Consider the following 17,606-nt stretch of genomic DNA (forward strand, 5'->3'; position numbering starts at 1 on the left):
AAGACGGTGCTAACATGAAAAGACTGAACGAATCCGGACAGATGATATTGATTGCCGGTTTTATAATCGGCATAGGCATCGTAGTCCTGACTGTCATGCTTAACAACATCGTCTATGCAAGCAATACAGCCTCAGAATCCAGTATTGAGACAAATGTCTTTGATTTTTCCAATGTTGTGCAGACAACTACAGAAGCTTATGAAAAGGCTTACGCAGACTCAAATGGAGGAGTGGACAATGCAACATTTGATGCCTATATGGCGAAATATTCAGAGAAGATGATAGAGAGTTATTCGCTTTCAGGTTTTATATTCTCTCTTGACTCTGGTGTATTGCAGGATACCTATTTCACAGAAAATGGACTCGCAGACGGGAACGACAACTGGGTTGTTATTGAAAGAGTCAATTACACCGATTATTTCCTGCTATCCAGACTCAATGCATCAACTCTTGGAAATGAGTCAAACAAGTTTGTGATAGAAGTCAATAATCAGTCAGGCAGCACAATCTGGTCAGCCAGTCTTTTCAATTCAAGCGGGAATATCAATGTAACTGTCTACGACAGTAGCAATACACCACACTACAACAATGATAGTGCTACTATCTATGACTTCAACGTCACCAGTAATCAACTGGAAGGAGGTTACTTCGAGTATTTCTTCAATAACCAGACTGCTGAGGAGACTTACAGCATCAAATTCATAAATGGTAGTCAGGCCATGGGCACTTTCCTGATATCAGGAGATCTTGTTAACTGGGACCCATTCTACATTGAAAGAGTAGAGGTCGTCAATAGCACCATGAAACTGAACAAGAACGGCCATCTTGAGATCAATGTGACAATACCCATTACACTACCGAGGGGACACATATGATACAGCGATTCAAAGATGATGAAAGGGCCGTATCCATATCAGTGGGTTTCATATTGACCCTCTCAATAACTGTGATAACTATGATGGTTGTCATCAGCTCATTCTATACCATGATGGACAGGGCAGAACAAACCATAATGCGGGATGAGTTTGAGATACACGGTAACGATATGGCATTGCAGATATCCAATATTGACACTGCGGTGCAGATTACCAGAAATGCAGGTGGCGAAGTAGGTAGCTTTTTCTTTAAATTACCACTTCCGGATGAGATTGCAGGTCAGCAATACTCGATGGAGTTATCGAATCAGACCAATGAGATCATATTTGAATCCCATGGAAAAGAGGCAACACGGGTAAAAGTACCCTACAATGTACATGAAACTGAAGTCGCATCAGTAAAATTGTTCAGTGGCTCAGATGAGTTCATGTTGTACTACAATCCGGCCTCAAATATGATAGAAATATATTAAAAACAGAGGGAGTTGCATGAAAATGAATTTTACGAAATCGGATGATGCAGTATCAGAAATGGTAGATTACAGCATCATTTTAAGTATTATACTTCTTGCAACCGGAATCATCGTAGTAGCTGGTGTGCCGATGTTAGAACATATACAGGAAACCCAGCACACTGATAATATAAAGCAGAGTTTTCAGGTGCTTGCACCAAATGTGAATAAAGTTGTATTTGGAAATGCTCCTGCTCAATCAGTTGAACTGAAAATGTACGGTGGCTCGCTTTCTGTTACAAAGGATAATTACATCAATATAAGCATGCAGGTATGGAACAATTCAGCAGGCTCCCCTGAAACAGTATCTTTTGGAAGGCAGATGGGAAATATAGAGAATGATTTCCAGAATACTTTAATTTGTTATGAAAATAGTGGCGTATGGGCCAAATACGCATCCGGAGATTCTGTTATGGTCGCTGAGCCACGTTTTACCTATGCAAATAATGTACTTGTGATACCCGATGCAAGTGTTTCAGGCAGCAGTTCGGTGTCTGGATCAGGACTTGTACGTGTGACCGCTGATGCAGGAAGAAGATCCATTGAAAGCTACCGGAATGTATCACAGGTCAATGTAACGGTAACAAGCGATTACTTTAAAGCATGGGAAAAGTTCCTGAACGAACGTCTGGAGATGTCAACTATAGATATTAACGAGACGACTCAAACTGTTTTAGCAGGTAAGAGTTATACCGAAAATATAGATGTATACATCATCAAGGCAGCCATGGATGTAACTATCGATTAATGAACATGTGGAGTGAAAAAATGGGAAAGAACCTGTCAGGGAATAAACTTGCTGTTTCATCGGTTGTAGGAATCGTAGTAATGCTGGCAATCACTCTCCTGTCAATAGGGATAATGATACTCTACACCATGCCTGCAATAGACAGCATGCAAGACATGGCTAAAGCCCAGAAGATTGAGCAGGCTTTTACGGTTTTTGACTCAAGAACAAGTAAGGCAGCCCTTGGAGAATCCCCTCTTCAGACAACTGAACTTTCCCTCATGGGCGGCAACATTGAAGTGATGGGGGACGATGATGCCTACAATGAAAGCCGGATAATGATCATAGGACTTTCATCAAACTCGACATGGTATAATGATTTTTACCAGAATCGTAGCTATTGGAATGCATGGGCAGACTATGAGAATAAGACAGACTTTGCAGGATTTAACGCATCAATGGGAAAGATAGTATACACATACAATGATCGCATAATTGCCTATGAGGGTGGAGGTGTCTGGTCCAGATATCCCACAGGCGGAACAATAATGATATCTCCTCCGGAGTTTCATTTCAATGGAGAAACATTGACACTTCCAATCATGCAGATAATAGGGAATACTTCCGTTGCAGGAACCACTGATGCATCAATCACCGTTGAATCCTCCAATGACCCTGAGATATTATTCCCGAATACCAACCTCAACAGTATTTTTGTCAATCCTCTTGATCTTGACAAGATAATCATTTACATCCAGAGTGAGTTCTATGATGGATGGGCAGACTATGCAGAAACCCTCATATCCACCACAGCAACTCTGGACCATGCGAACAGGACAGCTATACTGGACCTTGATACAGTGCCTGAAATGGGCACATTCCCACTAATCCAGCACTTTAAAATCCAACAACTGAACGAATCCAATCCAGAACCGATCTACAATTTCTCATTTTACATTGATGTAATAACACAAGATGCATCGAATTTCAATTCTGTTGATATGACACTCAAAGCCACATCTGGAGGGAAATATCTGGAATACAATACCAAGAAGACCACTATCCAGTATATTATATACACTGATTCTGCGGTAAATCCCCCCGTTCAGGAGACCTGGGTGGATGCTGGCAGTGAATTTACAGAATATGAAGATCCTGACAGCAATAAACATTCAAACTGCACCTTTGACCTTCTTAATGAGACATATCTTATGAAATATGATGATGCTGATGGTGAGGAATACTCTTGGGACCTAACAAGCCCAACAACAATGATACCAAATGCAACTATCGAAGAAGATGATCTGCAGTCCCTAAACAATATAACTCAGCACTACTTCAAACTCATGGCACAGGAAGGAACAATTGACTGTACCTGGGAACAGAGTACAAACAATAAAGTGGAGGAAATAGATTCCGAATACACCCTCATATACGACGGAGGAGGAGCACTCATTACCTTCCTTCACGTTACCACCAACGAACTTGAAGCAACAGTAGATTGAGTGCTTTGATAAATCCTAATAGCCTTACAGAAACACTTAAATTAGGCACACTCATTAACCAATCTCATTAAGGTGAAACTCATGAAGAAAGCAATCATCGAGACTGATAAAGGAAATATTGTTCTGGAACTGTTCGAAAAGGATGCACCAAAGACCGTGGCAAACTTTGAGAAACTCATCAAGGAAGGATTCTATGACGGACTTACTTTCCACAGAGTAATCCCAAACTTTGTCATCCAGGGTGGATGCCCAAAAGGCAACGGTACAGGCGGCCCAGGATACACAATAAAGTGTGAGACAAGAAATAATCCACAGAAACACGGCACAGGTGCACTTTCAATGGCACATGCAGGAAAGGATACCGGCGGAAGCCAGTTCTTCATCACACACTCACCACAGCCACACCTTGATGGCGTACACACTGTCTTCGGTAAGGTAATTGAAGGCATGGAAGTCGTCAACAAGATCAAAGCAAAAGATGTGATGAGAAAAGTCACTGTTGTTGAAGAATAAACCAGTATTAACTTATTTTTGCAGCATCTTTGGTGCTGCTATTTTCTGTTTTTTAAGCATACCTTTTTAATGTCCTGAATTCTTTTTGTATTGCCTGCAGAAGATTCCGCAGGAATAATTCGGATATCTGCTAATCAGGAAAGATACTTATATCAAAAGGCTGAACAATAGCGTTGTGTGCAGTTGAACATAACGGTTGAAGAGTATGCCTTCACAACAAAGTCCAACTGACCAAATATGGAACGGTAATAATTATGGAACAAAGCAAAAAACTCATTTTGACTATTGCAGCCATACTCACAGTTGTACTCTTTGTAAGTGGATGTGCAGACACAGGTACTGACATTGGTATGGAAACAGAACAGGAGCAAATTACAACAATAACGGTGTCTGCTGCAGCAAGCCTAACAGAGGCCTTCGCAGATATTGAAGAACAATTCGAAGATGAAAATCCGACAATCGATGTCAATTTCAACTTTGCAGGATCGGGAACTCTCAGAATGCAAATTGAAGGCGGTGCACCTATCGATGTGTTTGCATCCGCATCACAAAGCCACATGGATCTGTTGAGCAACCAATCATTGATTGTGGAGGATTCCAGGAAAGACTTTGCAGAGAATACAGTTGTCCTTATAACCCCTATTGACAGCCAACTTAGCATTACCAAGCCAGAAGATCTGACTGCAACAGAAGTAGAGACAATATGCATTGGTAATCCGGAGACAGCACCTGTAGGAAAGTACACGGTTGAAGCGCTTGAAGAAGCAGGTCTGTGGGATGAACTTGAATCAAAGACATTGCTTGCAGATGATGTTAAGCAGGTTCTGGTATATGTTGAAAGAGGAGAGGTTGATGCAGGATTTGTCTACAGTACTGATGCAGCAACATCAGAACCTGACACCATCGAAATTAAAGTAACCTTACCTACAGTAACTCCTATCAGTTACCCGATAGCAGTGCTTTCAGCATCAGAACATCAGGATGAAGCACAAATATTCACAGACTTTGTTACTTCCGATGAAGGAAGAACAATACTGGAATCATACGGATTCACAGCATAAAAAGGAATAAAAGATATGCCTGACCAGATCTGGTTTCCCCTTGTAATCACGCTGAAAATAGCGATCATATCTACTTTTGCAGTGGCACTGATAGGTATAATCATATCATATATTCTCGCAAGACGTGATTTCAGGGGAAAACTGATCGCAGATTCTCTTGTCACTTTGCCCCTTGTACTCCCACCAACTGTAACAGGATATCTTCTGGTGGTGTTGCTTGGAAAGAACGGATTTCTTGGAAATATATTATACAATATCACCGGATGGACCATACTTTTCACATGGGAAGCAGCCGTCATCGCGGCTTTTGTGGTGTCACTCCCACTTATGGTTAAAACCACTACTGCCGCCATTGAAGCAGTAGACAGGGATTTTGAATACGCAGCATTCACTCTTGGTAGAAAGGAACTTGAAACTGCACTTTTCATCACACTCCCGCTTGCTAAAAAAGGAATAATAGCCGGCACGGTCCTGAGTTTTGCAAGAGCTGTGGGTGAGTTCGGTGCAACACTTATGGTTGCAGGAAATATTCCCGGAAGAACCAACACAATGTCGATTTCAATATATAGTGCATTCCAGGCAGGAAACAGCGAACTTGCCAACATGCTGGTGATTATACTTGTAGTCATGTCCCTGCTCTCCATGGCAATAACTGCAAAACTTGTTAATAGCTGGAAGATTTGAGGTGTAATCGTGGGCATCAATGTGGATTTTAGAAAACGATATTACAACAAGAAAAGTGATAAGAAAAGAGGCAAGGAAGCCACTTTTACACTTGATGTCCAATTTAAGGTGGGAAATGAACTCGTGGTCCTTTTCGGGCGTTCCGGTTCAGGAAAGACAACAACTCTGCAATGTATATCCGGACTACTGGAACCAAATGGCGGCAAGATGGTCGTTAATGACAATGTGTATTTTGATTGTCATAACAGGATCAATCTTCCTGTGCAGCAACGTAGTCTTGGATACGTGTTCCAGAACTATGCCCTTTTCCCGCATATGGATGTGAATAAGAACATTGCCTATGGGCTTAAAGGATGGCCAAAGGAAGAAAAAGAGGAGAGAGTCAGGGAAATGTTGCAGATGCTCCAGATAGATGGACTGGAGAACAATTATCCTTCCCAGCTTTCAGGCGGACAGAAGCAAAGGGTTGCTCTTGCAAGGGCTCTTGCCCCTAAACCAGACATCCTTTTGCTGGATGAACCGTTCTCGGCACTTGACATGGTCGTTCGCATGAAACTTCGGGAGAAGATCAAGGAGATACAGAGAGAACTTGGAATTCCTGTGCTTTTTATCACCCACAACCACGTGGAAGCTTTCACAATTGCAGATAAGGTTATCATTTTCTACGAAGGACGCGTGCAGCAGATAGGAACTCCTGAAGAAGTGTTTTACCACCCTAAGAACAAGCATGTTGCTGAGCTTGTAGGACTGTCAAATATCTTTGAAGATACCCTTGTGGTAAATAAAGAAGAAGCATCCGGGACACTGACACTCAAATGCGGAAACCTGCAGGTGACTGCCGATAAACCGGATTGTAAAATAGCAGAGAGAATAACATGGGGAATTCGACCTGAGAATCTGCGCATATTGCCTCTTACCGATTGTTCAGGAAAAGGAGAAAATACATTCCATGCATGTGTAAAGAGTGTTGTGAACAAGGGTGCAAGCAGAGTTCTGGCTCTTGAGATAAAAGAACACAAGAACATGCTGATCGCTGAAATAGCAAACCAGTTCTTTGAGGATGTGAATTTTAAAGCTGGTGATGAATGTCTGGCCAGAATCGAAAAGGGCAGGATAGTCATTTTTTAGATTACTTTTTTGGACTGCATTAATTTGAGTAAAAATATACTGCCCAAAAATCATATAAAGTTGAATCGCATCGTTTGATAGAAGAGATGAAGTTCATTGAAAGGCTTTTTGGGAAAAAGCAGGAAATAGAAGAACCTCGTTCAGTTGTTTTTGATTTTGAAAAGCTGCCGGGTACTGTCAAAGATGAAATAAAAAGGCAGGAAGATGTGCTCAGACCTGTTGTAAAGGAAAAATATGAGAGTATCAGACAGGCCCTCAGGGAACTGGAAAAATTAAAGAAAGAACTGCTTGCAGCAGAACCTATTGAGGGTGCAAGCAAAAGAGGAGAAAAGCTTGGTGACTCAAACAGGGATAATGTTGCCAATAACCTGAAACTCATTGATAGTAAACTAAAAGTTCCGGGAAACACATCACCTGCAACTGCTTCTGAATTCTATACAGATGCAAAATCCACCCTGAAGAATGTTCTGGATAATACCCGCAAAAGCCTGCTCTATATAAAAGCACTATATCCCAGAGAGCACCAGAAAATAAATCAGGGACTGGCCGATCTTGAAGACTCACTTGACGAACTCTATTCTTCGATAATGGAAGGTAATGAAAGGGTAAGTGAATTACAAAAGATAGCAGGAGAGATGAATACTATAGAAAGGGTCAACAGGGAAATAGAACAAAGCACTAAAAAAATAGTTGATCTGGACACAAAGTACGAATCTGCAAAAAGTAAACTTTCCGGATATGATTCAAAGCTGACAGGACTTGAGAACAGCAGCGAATTTGAAAGAGCAAAGCAACTTGAAACAGAGATCAGAATCCTTGATGCAAAGATCGCGGATGTAGGGTCTGAAGCAAGAAGACTATTCACACCACTTTCAAAGGCCATTTCCAGAATGGAAAAACAGGATGAAAATGAGAGATGCGTGCTTTCCCCTGAAAACAGGAAAACACTCAAAACCATAAATGAAGACCCTGCTTCTGCAATTGAATATGACCTGGGGCCTTTTCTCTCAGAACTTACAGGCAGGATTGAAAGTGGAGAACTTGGACTGAAGGACCAGATGTGTGACAAAGCATTGAAACAAATACAGGTTCTTGAGGACAGTAAAACCGCATCATTACTTGTCGAGCAGAGAAAAAAGTATCTTTCTGATAGAGAAGCTTTTATCCAGGAATTAAATGGCCTTAGCATCTATCAGGAAAAGGAAGATATCGAAAGAGAAATTGAAAACCATCACAGCCTTTCAAGATCAGTAAACAACGATATACAATCCGAAAGAAAGCATCTGGATGGACTTAAAGAAGAACTTGAGATGACAAAGTCAGTACTTATCTCCGATTTAAGGCATTTTTACGGTGATTCGACTTTAATAGAATATAAAGACAATTAGCCAGGGGATTAAAACGTGGGAAATGATGAAGCAAATATGAATAGAATAAAAGAAGTCACTGAATTCGTAAAAGCGAGTAAAAAGGAAAAGAAAGAAGAAAAAAATATGGATAAGAAGAATATTCTGGGCCTGAACGATTAAAAAGCACTCATTTCCCTTCCACTTCTGTGAAGGCAACCACATAGTTATGGCCATATTTCTTTGCACATTTGGGGCAGTATGCGAAATGGAAATAATGTATCTTCACAGTCATTCCTTTTTATGAAACGTATTTTTCCATCTCTTAGATCCATTTTGGCACCGATTGATATGGACCATCGAAGGCCTTGCTGAGAAAAGTTCCCGATATTTTGATGTTCTCAGCTTCAGTGACTTCTTTTATTACAGACATGTAGAGTTCTGACCTCCATGGTGACGAATCGTAAGCTAGCAGTAGAAAATCATCTATTTCAGGAGAGGCATCTGCCAGGTGAACCTTTTTGCACATCCTCATTACGGCACGCTTGAAGCTAAATGACAATGAAATGTGGAATTTGTGAATGGTTTTCATCCCATACATTTTTTCTGTTGCCTTATACGGAATGGGCGAATTCAGGACAGCAGGTTCTGAACCTGTTGAATTGTCCATAACAAAGCGTCCGCTTCTGCAGATAAAAACTATGAGAAAAGGAAGTAATGCGAGGGCAACAGAGAAGACTAAGATTATAATACCCTATTACCCTCTTGACGTCTCAAATTTTCCGATCGGCAAGTATACGCGCTTCAGGGTATTTCCCTGAATTGAGCCAATCGAAAGCTGAAACATAGTCTCGCAGTCCTGATAACTCCGAGCATCCTATACTCAGCAATTCCTTATATGGAACTCATCCGATAAACATTTTTCGGTCGGTGCTGAAAACAAAGAAAAACAAAAGAAGAATACTTTAAAGAATTAGCGATCCCGGAGGGATTCGAACCCACGACCCTCGGGTTAGAAGCCCGATGCTATATCCTGGCTAAGCCACGGGACCGCTGACGATTGACTGGAGTCTGAAATAGGTTTTCTAGCATAAAAGCCTTTTGTAAGAACTGAGCTACTTTTCTATATTATTCTCAATGTGTATGTGAATACAGATATATAATAGTTTGACATCAACGTTAACAACTATTACAATGCTGAGGCTTTACACATGAGTGAACTATTGATTTATTACAACGGTGACTATGTCCCTAAATCAGAAGCCACAACCTCCGTCTATGACCATGGATTTTTGTATGGGGATGGTGTCTTTGAAGGTATAAGAGCATACAACGGACGTGTCTTCAAGTTACGTGAACATGTTGACAGGCTCTATGATTCCGCAAGGGCAATCGCTCTTAACATACCATTAAGCAAGGAAGAGATGGAAGAGGCTATTCTGGAAACACTCCGAAAAAACAACCTTACAGATGCCTACATCAGACCTATCGTTTCAAGAGGCATTGGTGACCTTGGACTGGACCCCAGAAAATGTCCAATACCAAATGTATTCATCATATCCCAGGAATGGGGAGCTATGTACGGTGACCTTTATGAAGTTGGCCTGACCGGTGTCACAGTCTCAGTCAGGAGAAATTCCTGCGATGCACTTTCTCCAAACATCAAGTCACTGAACTATCTGAACAACATCCTTGCAAAGATAGAAGCAAATGAAAAGGGTGGAGATGAGGCAATTTTCTTCGACCAGAATGGTTACCTCTCTGAAGGATCAGGAGATAACATATTTATTATCAAGAACGGAAAAGTCTACACCCCGCCAACCATCAACAACCTCAAGGGAATAACCAGGGCAACAGCGATCGAACTGCTTGCAGACATGGGAATTGAGACTCACGTTGAGAATTTGGGAATGTTCGACCTCTACACTGCTGACGAGATATTCGTCACAGGAACTGCAGCAGAAGCTGCACCTCTTGTAAAGGTTGACGGACGCCCAATCGGTGACGGCAAACCAGGACCAATCACCGGGAAGATGGTCGCGGCTTTTGAGCACATAACCACAACCACCGGAACTCCTATTTTCCCTTAAAGATGAAGAGTTAGCTCTTCATATCTTTTCTTCTTTTTCATTTTTTCAAAACATTAATTAGGCATTAGTCCAGTAATCTATTGTATTAATATACAATTATATTATGATACTGAATAAATGAGGTTTTAGAATGGAAATCGAGGGAGAAAAAGAAAGAGTGATTATGGAGAATCTGAAGTACCTGAACGATTCAGTAATGGCGATCTTACTTCTAATGCCAGTTACCCTTGTAATCACCTTTGAAGCACTTGACGATACACCAAATCTGCAATTAATATCAATTGCAACATGGATTGTATTTTTGATGGGGCTTTGGTATGTTGCTTCAAGAGTGTTCACACTTAACAAAACACTTATAGGTTATCTTGACAAAAAGTAGACCGAACATAATGGAACGCAAGGAATTCAGAGACTTAACATCCGTAGAGGATGCGAGGAAGCTGGTTGAACAGATCAGAGTCCAGCCAGAAACTATTATTTTACCTATTGATAAGGCAGTAGGACACATCATAGCAGATGACATTCCTTCTGGTGTGGATGTGCCTGCATTCAACCGTTCTGTCAAGGACGGGTATGCCATTCGTGCAAAAGATACCTACCAGGCAACTGAGCCGAAGCCGGAGGAACTGAGATGCATAGGCTCTATTCCTGCAGGTTGCACAGATAAGTTCTTTGTGGACGATGGAGAAACTATAGAAATATCTACAGGTGCACCGATTCCCGATGGCGCTGATGCTGTAGTTATGGTGGAAAATACAAAGCAAACAGGTGATTCTGTCTTTATTTACCAGCCGGTGCACATTGGCGAGAATATCATGCGTGCAGGAAACGATATCATGAAAGGTGAAAGGATCCTGAGGAAGAACACACGCATCGGTTCCCGCGAAATCGGAGTACTTGCCTCCATAGGCATGAATGATGTACCTGTCAAGAGATTGCTTGTGGGAATTATATCAACCGGAAATGAGCTTATCAAACCCGGGGATGAACTGGAAGCAGGCAGGATATATGACGCAAATTCCTATGCCATCGCGGCAGCAATAGAAGAATGCGGCGGAACTGCACGGATATACGGGATTGTACCGGATGATGCAGCTTTGATGGAAGAGGCTCTTGAAAGAGCAATCAATGAATGCAACATCGTCCTGACATCCGGAAGTACTTCTGCGGGTGTTGGCGATATCATGTACATGATAATTGAGGAAAAGGGCGAAACCCTTACCCACGGAATTGCCATCAAACCGGGAAAACCTGTCGTAATTGGTATGATAGGAAATGTGCCAACCATCGGACTGCCAGGAAACCCAACATCAGCACTCAGCATATTCAATGAATTCGTGGCCCCGATAATATACAATTCACTTGGCGTTAAGCCCACTTTTAAGACAAAAATTACTGCGGTCATGGGAACCGGCATCCGATCAGGTGGAAGGGAAGAACTGTTCCCCGTTGGAGTGGTCAGGGGCAAAGCGTACCCTGCTGACAAGACATCAGGGGCTATCACTACACTTTCGGATGCTGACGGAATAATAGAGATCAGAGCACATACCGAGTACATTGAAGCAGGTTCTGAAGTAGAGGTCACAATGTTCGGCAACGTTAAAAGTCCTGACCTGATGTTCGTTGGGGGACAGTGCCCGGGAACGGACCTGCTTGAAGAGATAACAGGACTTGTATTCAGGACTTTGAAAATGGGTTCAAGTGCCGGATTTACAGCGATCTCCGGCGGCACTACCGATATTGCCTGTGTGAACATGGTTGACAGCGAAGGTAATTACAATTCATCGGTTATAGGAAAAATGAATCTTGAGGATGTGGTCCTGGTCAAGGGATACAGGCGAGAGCAGGGACTTATATTCAGTCCTGATACCCATGTATATGGACTGAAGGACATAACCGGCCTGCAACTCATCAACAGGAACCGGGGATCAGGGACCAGGGCACTTCTGGACAGAGAACTCGGTAAACTGGCAGAGAATATGGGCATCCCCAGGAGTGAGCTCATAAAAAGCCTGAAAGGTTATAATTCAGGTTCAAAGACCCACAGGTCTGTTTGTGATGCCGTGAAAAGCGGAAAAGCAGATGTTGGTTTTGGACTGAGGGCTGCAGCAGAGGAGGCAGGGCTTGAGTTTATCCCTGTTGCGGAGGACGAGTTTGATTTTGTGATACGCAAAGACCTGCTGGATATTGAAGAGATACAGATTTTCCTTAGTGCACTTCGGTCTGAAGAATTTTCAAAGAGACTCCCAACCGGGATGTATTCTTATGAAATGACCGGCAGGGTAATATCCTCCTTTTGACGTTAATCCAGTCTATAAAAATCAGGAAAACCTTTTTTATTTTGACGTTATGGTAGGTTGCAAATGGGAATACATGAGGATATACAGGAAGTAGAAGAGGAGATCAAGAAGACTCCCTACAATAAGGCAACATCCCACCACATCGGTAGGCTCAAGGCGAAACTAGCACGCCTGCGCGATGAGGTTGTCAAGAAGTCTGCAAGCAAAGGTGGTGGCGAAGGATACTCCGTGAGAAAGTCAGGAGATGCCACAGTCACGCTTGTAGGATTTCCATCTGTGGGAAAATCCACTTTACTTAACAAGCTCACCGATGCTCATTCAGAGGTCGGCGCCTATGAGTTCACAACCCTGGATGTAATTCCCGGAGTGCTTGAACATAAAAATGCAACTATACAGATACTTGACGTACCCGGGCTGGTCAAAGGTGCGGCCAGTGGAAGAGGGCGTGGACGAGAAGTTATCTCGGTTGTCAGGAATTGTGACCTTGTGGTCTTTATGCTGGATGTGTTCCAGAATTATCACCACGGAGTCCTTACACAGGAACTTTACGATGCAGGCATACGCCTGAATCAGAAGGCACCTGATGTCGTTATCAAAAGACAGGACCGTGGTGGCGTCACAATTAGCAGTACCAAGGACCTTGAACTTTCAGATGATCTTATCAAGGCGATACTTAATGAATATAAGATACACAATGCTCATGTGCTCATCAGGGAAAGCATCGATGTTGACCAGTTGATAGATGTCATCATGGGCAACAGGGTGTACATACCTGCCGTTGTCGTTGTTAACAAGGTGGATATGGCAGATGAATATGTGCTGAAGAAATGTAAGTCTGAATACCCTGGAGCTACATATATCTCGGCTGACAAGGAAAAGAACCTTGAGGCTGTCAAGGACCTGATATACGATGCACTGGACTTTATCCGGATTTACCTAAAACCCCAGGGCGGACCCGCTGATATGGAAGAACCACTCATTGTACGCAAAGGAACTACAGTAGGAGATGTATGTGACCACCTGCATCGTGACTTCAGGAGAAAGTTCAGGTATTCGCAGGTATGGGGTACATCCGCAAAGCACCCCGGCCAGAGAGCAGGCCTTGAACACGTACTTGATGACAGCGATCTGTTAACGCTGATCATTGCAATGTGACAGCCAAACCCGGCTGTCCTGCATAACAAATAAGTATTATTATGCATTTATTCTGCTAATCATTGTAGTCCCGTAGGGTAGTGGTCAATCCTTTCGGCCTTTGGAGCCGAAGACGGTGGTTCGAATCCGCCCGGGACTACCATTTTCTTTTCTTTTCTTTTCTTTTCTTTTCTTTTACAATGCAATCCTCATCACATATAGCACAGACACTGCCCACCTTTGTGCTGCTTTTATGAACATTGTAGTTTCAACAATGATTTACGTAGAGATCATTGAATCCTGAATATGGCAGTTCGGCAATTTCATCCCAAATCTACAATCTAACCTTTTTGCCTTAAAAATGTATTATTCATTGCCTCAAATATTGAGAATTATATCACAGGATATTTGTTGATATTATTTGTCGAATACAAGAAAATTAAGAACATGTTTATTAATTATGATTGTCAAACTTAAATGTTGTACAAAAACAACATATTAATAGTGAAGTAAATGGGGTAAGAAGATGAAATATAAACTAATTAGAACTGTATTTCTGTTGGCAGTGATAACGTTAGCAGGAGTGGTTGTCACATCAGCAACACCCGACGCCCTCGGCGCCTTCAATCAAACCTATAGTGTGAATGGCACAGCACTGGATTCATGTGTCACATGTCACACGGAAGACGCTCTGACACCTTATGGCATGGATGTTTTGGCAAGTGGACTGAATTTCACATCAATAGAAGATAGCGATTCAGATAGCGATGGGTTTACAAATATGGAAGAAATCGCTGCCCTGACATCACCAGGAGATGCAAACGACTATCCTGAAACAGTAGCTGATGCAGAGGTACAGGAAACCGTGGAAGAAACCACCAGTGAAACAACATCTGATAATCAATCTCCGGGATTTGGAATAATCCTTGCGATTGCTGGAATAGTATCAGTGGTATATCTGAAACGCCAAGGATAATAAGAAAGATGCCATGTAGTTCCATTATCGTATTGGAACCATCTTTCTTCTTTTTTTACAGTCTACCGGTATCTACTATTAACTTCTTTTATTGTTCGAAAGTACCCTGATAACAAAATATCAGGAACATGACCTGATATTCTATTTTAATATATCATTTGAAATGGGTAAAGCCTCTGAGTATTACTTGTCACTAAAGCCTAATTTCGTCTTAGCCTCCTCCGGCCTCTCCCATAATCCTTTTTCCCTTAGCTTTTCAATTACGTCTCTTTTTTTCTCAAATTCCATAATCCTGAGCTCTTTGCGTTTGATCTTACCACTAATCGTCTTTGGCAGTTCACTGACAAAATCGATCTCCCGGGGATACTTATAAGGGGCGGTCATCTCTTTGACATACTGCTGGATATCACTTGCAAGTTTTTCAGATTGTCCATATCCTTCTTTCAAAACTACAAGAACCTTGACAACCTCACCTCTTAAAAGGTCAGGACTTGGGATCATCGCAGATTCAAGAACAGCTTCATGTGAATCAACCGCACTTTCAACCTCAAACGGACCAATCCTGTATCCTGAGCTTATACATACATCATCTGCCCTTGAGTCAAACCATATGTATCCGGCTTCATCCATCATTGCAAGGTCTCCGGTCAAATACCAGTTTCCAACAAAGCATTCGGCTGTTTTTTCCGTTTGATTATGATATCCTTTGAAAAGCATGGGATGATCTTTTACAACAGCTATCATCCCCCTACTGTTGACTGGTACTTGTTCTCCCGTATCGGGATTCACAATTGCACCCTTGACACCTGGTGTAAAACGCCCCATTGAACCGGGCTTTATCTTCATTCCCGGTAAATTGCAGGCAATAACACAGGTTTCTGTTTGTCCGTATCCTTCCCTTACAGATATTCCAAACTTTTCATCGAAGAATCGAATGATTCCGGGTGTGCAGGGCTCCCCGGCAGTTAGAATCACTTTCAGGTCGGTTAAATCGTATCGTTCGCCTGCATCATCAATTGCTGCCATGGCCCTGAGTTCTGTTGCGGTCATACATGCCCGGCTTATCCTCCATTTATCAAGCAATTCAAACCATTTTTCAGGTTCGAACCTTCCAGAGTAATGGAAGTTGGTAGCACCGGCATTTAAAATAGTTCCAAATGGAGCCCAATACCATTTCGCCCATCCCGGCTCTGTCGTAGCCCAGCAAAGTTCAGACGGTTGAGTATTCCACCAGTAATATCTGTTGAGCTTATCAAAACAGTACATCAATGAATGAGTATGCAATACGCCCTTGGGAGCACCTGTTGTTCCCGACGTGTAGTTGATAGCTAAAAGGTCATCGGCAGTAAGTTTTTCAGGAATCAGGCTTCTTGATGCAGAGTCCATTTCCTGCCTGTAATCCTTCCAGCCCACTCTCTGACGTGAAAAGAAAAGCTTCATATCCGGGACTTTATCCTTTATCGCGTCCACTTCATCAGCCATCATTGGGTCGTTTGTGATCAACGCTTTGATCCCGGCATCCAGGGCCCTATATTCTATATCTGCCCTCCTGAGCATTATCGTACCGGGAACTACAATGCCGCCTATTGCCCATATACCGATGCTTGCAACATACACATCCACTCCCCTGGGAAGTATTACCAAAACCCTATCACCTTTATGGACACCTGAATCCTTCAGGATATTTCCAAACCTCATGGCATTGTCCCATATTTCCCAGTATGTGGCTTTCTCAACCACCCCATCAGGATGCTCAATAATTGCCATCAACTTTGTCCTATCCTTTGCCAATTCCCGGACAACATCAACAAAATTGTAGTCCTTCGGGATGTCCCAATTGAACTTACTAATCTCCTCTCCGTAATCGAATGCAACTGTTTCTTTCCCCATTTTATACCCCCTTATTTGCAGAACTGCCCATCCAGACTCCAGCTTGTAGAACTGCACTGCGTAAATTTATCCGACCTGCCCTGTCAGGCAATGACCCTCTTATTTATTTTTGATGCTTCATATTGATCTTAGATCTCATTCGTTTTTTCAGAGCCTTTTTCCAATACCACTCTGGTATCCACTGCTATCACCCCGCCTTCGTAAGCAAAAAGTGGATTTATTTCAATTTCTTTGATCTCTTTTACATTAGAGATGATATCGGAAAGTTTCATAATAGTGGACGCCAGCTGCTCTATATCAACCGGTTTTGAACCCCTGTATCCTGTCAGAAAGGAGTAGCCTTTGATTTCTCCCATCATCTCGATGGCTTCCCTTTGATTCAGGGGTGCAAGCCTGAAACTCACATCCTTCATCAATTCCACCAGAATGCCCCCTATTCCGAACATAACCACAGGACCAAATTGTGGGTCCTTCATCCCCCCTATGATCACTTCCACTCCCCCTGGAATAAATTCCTCTAAAAGGAATCCTTCAATTCTTGCTTGCGGGACATTTACCTCAATATCTTTTTTCATACGTATGAAGGCATTTTTGACATCATTTTCATCCCTTAGACCTGTAATTACTCCCCCCACCTCTGTTTTATGCATGATATCCCTGGATATCACCTTGAGAACGAATGGAGGGCTGATCATCCCTGCTTTGAGCTTCAGGTCTTCCACCCCTTTTATCTGGATAGACCTGGGAACTGGTATTTCCCATGTGGAGATAAGCTCCCGGGCTTCTGTCCCGAGTAAATTCTGCCTGCCCTCGTTCAAGGCATTGCTAATGATTTTTTCTACCTCTGCCATTTTCATGGTCCTGT

Annotated in this window: 17 protein-coding genes, 2 tRNA genes and 1 pseudogene; 16 read left to right on the top strand and 4 right to left on the bottom strand. The window is 42.4% G+C overall.

Annotated elements, in window-relative coordinates:
- The first annotated feature begins 14 nt into the window (after window positions 1–14).
- From RE476_RS09165 to RE476_RS09210, 10 genes are all read left to right on the top strand, one after another.
- Window positions 15–875 carry a hypothetical protein gene (locus RE476_RS09165; RefSeq protein WP_309307343.1) on the top strand — a complete coding sequence of 287 codons (861 nt, stop codon included), beginning with the start codon at window positions 15–17 and terminating at the stop codon, window positions 873–875.
- Window positions 872–1,348, top strand: a complete 477-nt coding sequence (locus RE476_RS09170; protein ID WP_309307344.1) for a DUF7266 family protein — start codon at window positions 872–874, stop codon at window positions 1,346–1,348. Before RE476_RS09165 ends, RE476_RS09170 begins: the two co-directional genes overlap by 4 nt.
- A 22-nt stretch (window positions 1,349–1,370) precedes the next feature.
- A complete protein-coding gene (locus RE476_RS09175; RefSeq protein ID WP_309307345.1) occupies window positions 1,371–2,135 on the top strand; it encodes a DUF7289 family protein in 765 nt (254 codons plus the stop codon).
- Between the two features lie 20 nt (window positions 2,136–2,155).
- Window positions 2,156–3,619 (top strand): DUF7289 family protein, encoded by a 1,464-nt coding sequence (locus RE476_RS09180; protein ID WP_309307346.1) that lies wholly within the window; start codon window positions 2,156–2,158, stop codon window positions 3,617–3,619.
- Between the two features lie 81 nt (window positions 3,620–3,700).
- Window positions 3,701–4,132, top strand: a complete 432-nt coding sequence (locus RE476_RS09185; RefSeq protein ID WP_309307347.1) for a peptidylprolyl isomerase — start codon at window positions 3,701–3,703, stop codon at window positions 4,130–4,132.
- 254 nt (window positions 4,133–4,386) lie between these two features.
- Window positions 4,387–5,193 (top strand): molybdate ABC transporter substrate-binding protein, encoded by an 807-nt coding sequence (modA, locus tag RE476_RS09190; protein ID WP_309307348.1) that lies wholly within the window; start codon window positions 4,387–4,389, stop codon window positions 5,191–5,193.
- 15 nt (window positions 5,194–5,208) lie between these two features.
- Window positions 5,209–5,877, top strand: a complete 669-nt coding sequence (gene modB / locus RE476_RS09195; protein WP_309307349.1) for a molybdate ABC transporter permease subunit — start codon at window positions 5,209–5,211, stop codon at window positions 5,875–5,877.
- Window positions 5,878–5,886: 9 nt separating this feature from the next.
- A complete protein-coding gene (locus tag RE476_RS09200; protein ID WP_309307351.1) occupies window positions 5,887–7,005 on the top strand; it encodes an ABC transporter ATP-binding protein in 1,119 nt (372 codons plus the stop codon).
- A gap of 74 nt (window positions 7,006–7,079) precedes the next feature.
- Entirely contained in the window at window positions 7,080–8,393 is a 1,314-nt protein-coding gene (locus RE476_RS09205; RefSeq protein WP_309307352.1) for a hypothetical protein, read from the top strand.
- A gap of 15 nt (window positions 8,394–8,408) precedes the next feature.
- Window positions 8,409–8,534 (top strand): hypothetical protein, encoded by a 126-nt coding sequence (locus tag RE476_RS09210; RefSeq protein ID WP_309307353.1) that lies wholly within the window; start codon window positions 8,409–8,411, stop codon window positions 8,532–8,534.
- A 7-nt stretch (window positions 8,535–8,541) separates the two neighbouring features.
- Here the strand turns inward: RE476_RS09210 and RE476_RS09215 are convergent.
- Window positions 8,542–9,021, bottom strand: a pseudogene (locus tag RE476_RS09215) (hydrolase).
- Window positions 9,022–9,328: 307 nt separating this feature from the next.
- Window positions 9,329–9,403 (bottom strand) — tRNA-Arg (locus RE476_RS09220).
- Window positions 9,404–9,562: 159 nt separating this feature from the next.
- On the opposite strand from RE476_RS09220, the gene ilvE reads away from it, so the two are divergent.
- The 6 genes from ilvE (at window position 9,563) to RE476_RS09250 (ending at window position 14,851) form a co-directional block, all read left to right on the top strand.
- Window positions 9,563–10,441, top strand: coding sequence for a branched-chain-amino-acid transaminase (gene ilvE, locus RE476_RS09225; protein WP_309307354.1), 879 nt, complete (start codon window positions 9,563–9,565; stop codon window positions 10,439–10,441).
- A gap of 130 nt (window positions 10,442–10,571) precedes the next feature.
- Window positions 10,572–10,820, top strand: coding sequence for a sodium:proton antiporter (locus RE476_RS09230; RefSeq protein WP_309307355.1), 249 nt, complete (start codon window positions 10,572–10,574; stop codon window positions 10,818–10,820).
- Window positions 10,807–12,741 (top strand): molybdopterin biosynthesis protein, encoded by a 1,935-nt coding sequence (locus tag RE476_RS09235; RefSeq protein WP_309307356.1) that lies wholly within the window; start codon window positions 10,807–10,809, stop codon window positions 12,739–12,741. Before RE476_RS09230 ends, RE476_RS09235 begins: the two co-directional genes overlap by 14 nt.
- 63 nt (window positions 12,742–12,804) lie before the next feature.
- Window positions 12,805–13,896, top strand: a complete 1,092-nt coding sequence (locus RE476_RS09240) for an OBG GTPase family GTP-binding protein (RefSeq protein WP_309307357.1) — start codon at window positions 12,805–12,807, stop codon at window positions 13,894–13,896.
- A 66-nt stretch (window positions 13,897–13,962) separates the two neighbouring features.
- A tRNA-Gln gene (locus tag RE476_RS09245) sits at window positions 13,963–14,038 on the top strand.
- A 402-nt stretch (window positions 14,039–14,440) separates the two neighbouring features.
- Window positions 14,441–14,851, top strand: coding sequence for a PGF-CTERM sorting domain-containing protein (locus tag RE476_RS09250; RefSeq protein WP_309307358.1), 411 nt, complete (start codon window positions 14,441–14,443; stop codon window positions 14,849–14,851).
- A 183-nt stretch (window positions 14,852–15,034) separates the two neighbouring features.
- On the opposite strand, the gene RE476_RS09255 is transcribed toward RE476_RS09250, so the two are convergent.
- Window positions 15,035–16,741, bottom strand: a complete 1,707-nt coding sequence (locus RE476_RS09255) for an acyl-CoA synthetase (protein ID WP_309307359.1) — start codon at window positions 16,739–16,741, stop codon at window positions 15,035–15,037.
- A 128-nt stretch (window positions 16,742–16,869) separates the two neighbouring features.
- On the bottom strand, window positions 16,870–17,592 hold the full coding sequence (locus RE476_RS09260) for an acetate--CoA ligase family protein (RefSeq protein WP_309307360.1): 723 nt from the start codon (window positions 17,590–17,592) through the stop codon (window positions 16,870–16,872).
- Window positions 17,593–17,606: the final 14 nt, after the last annotated feature.

It is taken from the genome of Methanolobus mangrovi, from assembly GCF_031312535.1.
Taxonomy (GTDB): Archaea; Halobacteriota; Methanosarcinia; order Methanosarcinales; family Methanosarcinaceae; genus Methanolobus; species Methanolobus mangrovi.

Excerpts from the sequence above, each read along its gene's own strand:
- modA (WP_309307348.1), top strand. The coding sequence starts at position 4,387 with ATGGAACAAAGCAAAAAACTCATTTTGACTATTGCAGCCATACTCACA.
- RE476_RS09165 (WP_309307343.1), top strand. The coding sequence starts at position 15 with ATGAAAAGACTGAACGAATCCGGACAGATGATATTGATTGCCGGTTTT.
- RE476_RS09260 (WP_309307360.1), bottom strand. The coding sequence starts at position 17,592 with ATGGCAGAGGTAGAAAAAATCATTAGCAATGCCTTGAACGAGGGCAGG.
- RE476_RS09230 (WP_309307355.1), top strand. The coding sequence starts at position 10,572 with ATGGAAATCGAGGGAGAAAAAGAAAGAGTGATTATGGAGAATCTGAAG.
- RE476_RS09170 (WP_309307344.1), top strand. The coding sequence starts at position 872 with ATGATACAGCGATTCAAAGATGATGAAAGGGCCGTATCCATATCAGTG.
- RE476_RS09180 (WP_309307346.1), top strand. The coding sequence starts at position 2,156 with ATGGGAAAGAACCTGTCAGGGAATAAACTTGCTGTTTCATCGGTTGTA.
- modB (WP_309307349.1), top strand. The coding sequence starts at position 5,209 with ATGCCTGACCAGATCTGGTTTCCCCTTGTAATCACGCTGAAAATAGCG.
- RE476_RS09175 (WP_309307345.1), top strand. The coding sequence starts at position 1,371 with ATGAATTTTACGAAATCGGATGATGCAGTATCAGAAATGGTAGATTAC.
- RE476_RS09255 (WP_309307359.1), bottom strand. The coding sequence starts at position 16,741 with ATGGGGAAAGAAACAGTTGCATTCGATTACGGAGAGGAGATTAGTAAG.
- ilvE (WP_309307354.1), top strand. The coding sequence starts at position 9,563 with ATGAGTGAACTATTGATTTATTACAACGGTGACTATGTCCCTAAATCA.
- RE476_RS09240 (WP_309307357.1), top strand. The coding sequence starts at position 12,805 with ATGGGAATACATGAGGATATACAGGAAGTAGAAGAGGAGATCAAGAAG.
- RE476_RS09185 (WP_309307347.1), top strand. The coding sequence starts at position 3,701 with ATGAAGAAAGCAATCATCGAGACTGATAAAGGAAATATTGTTCTGGAA.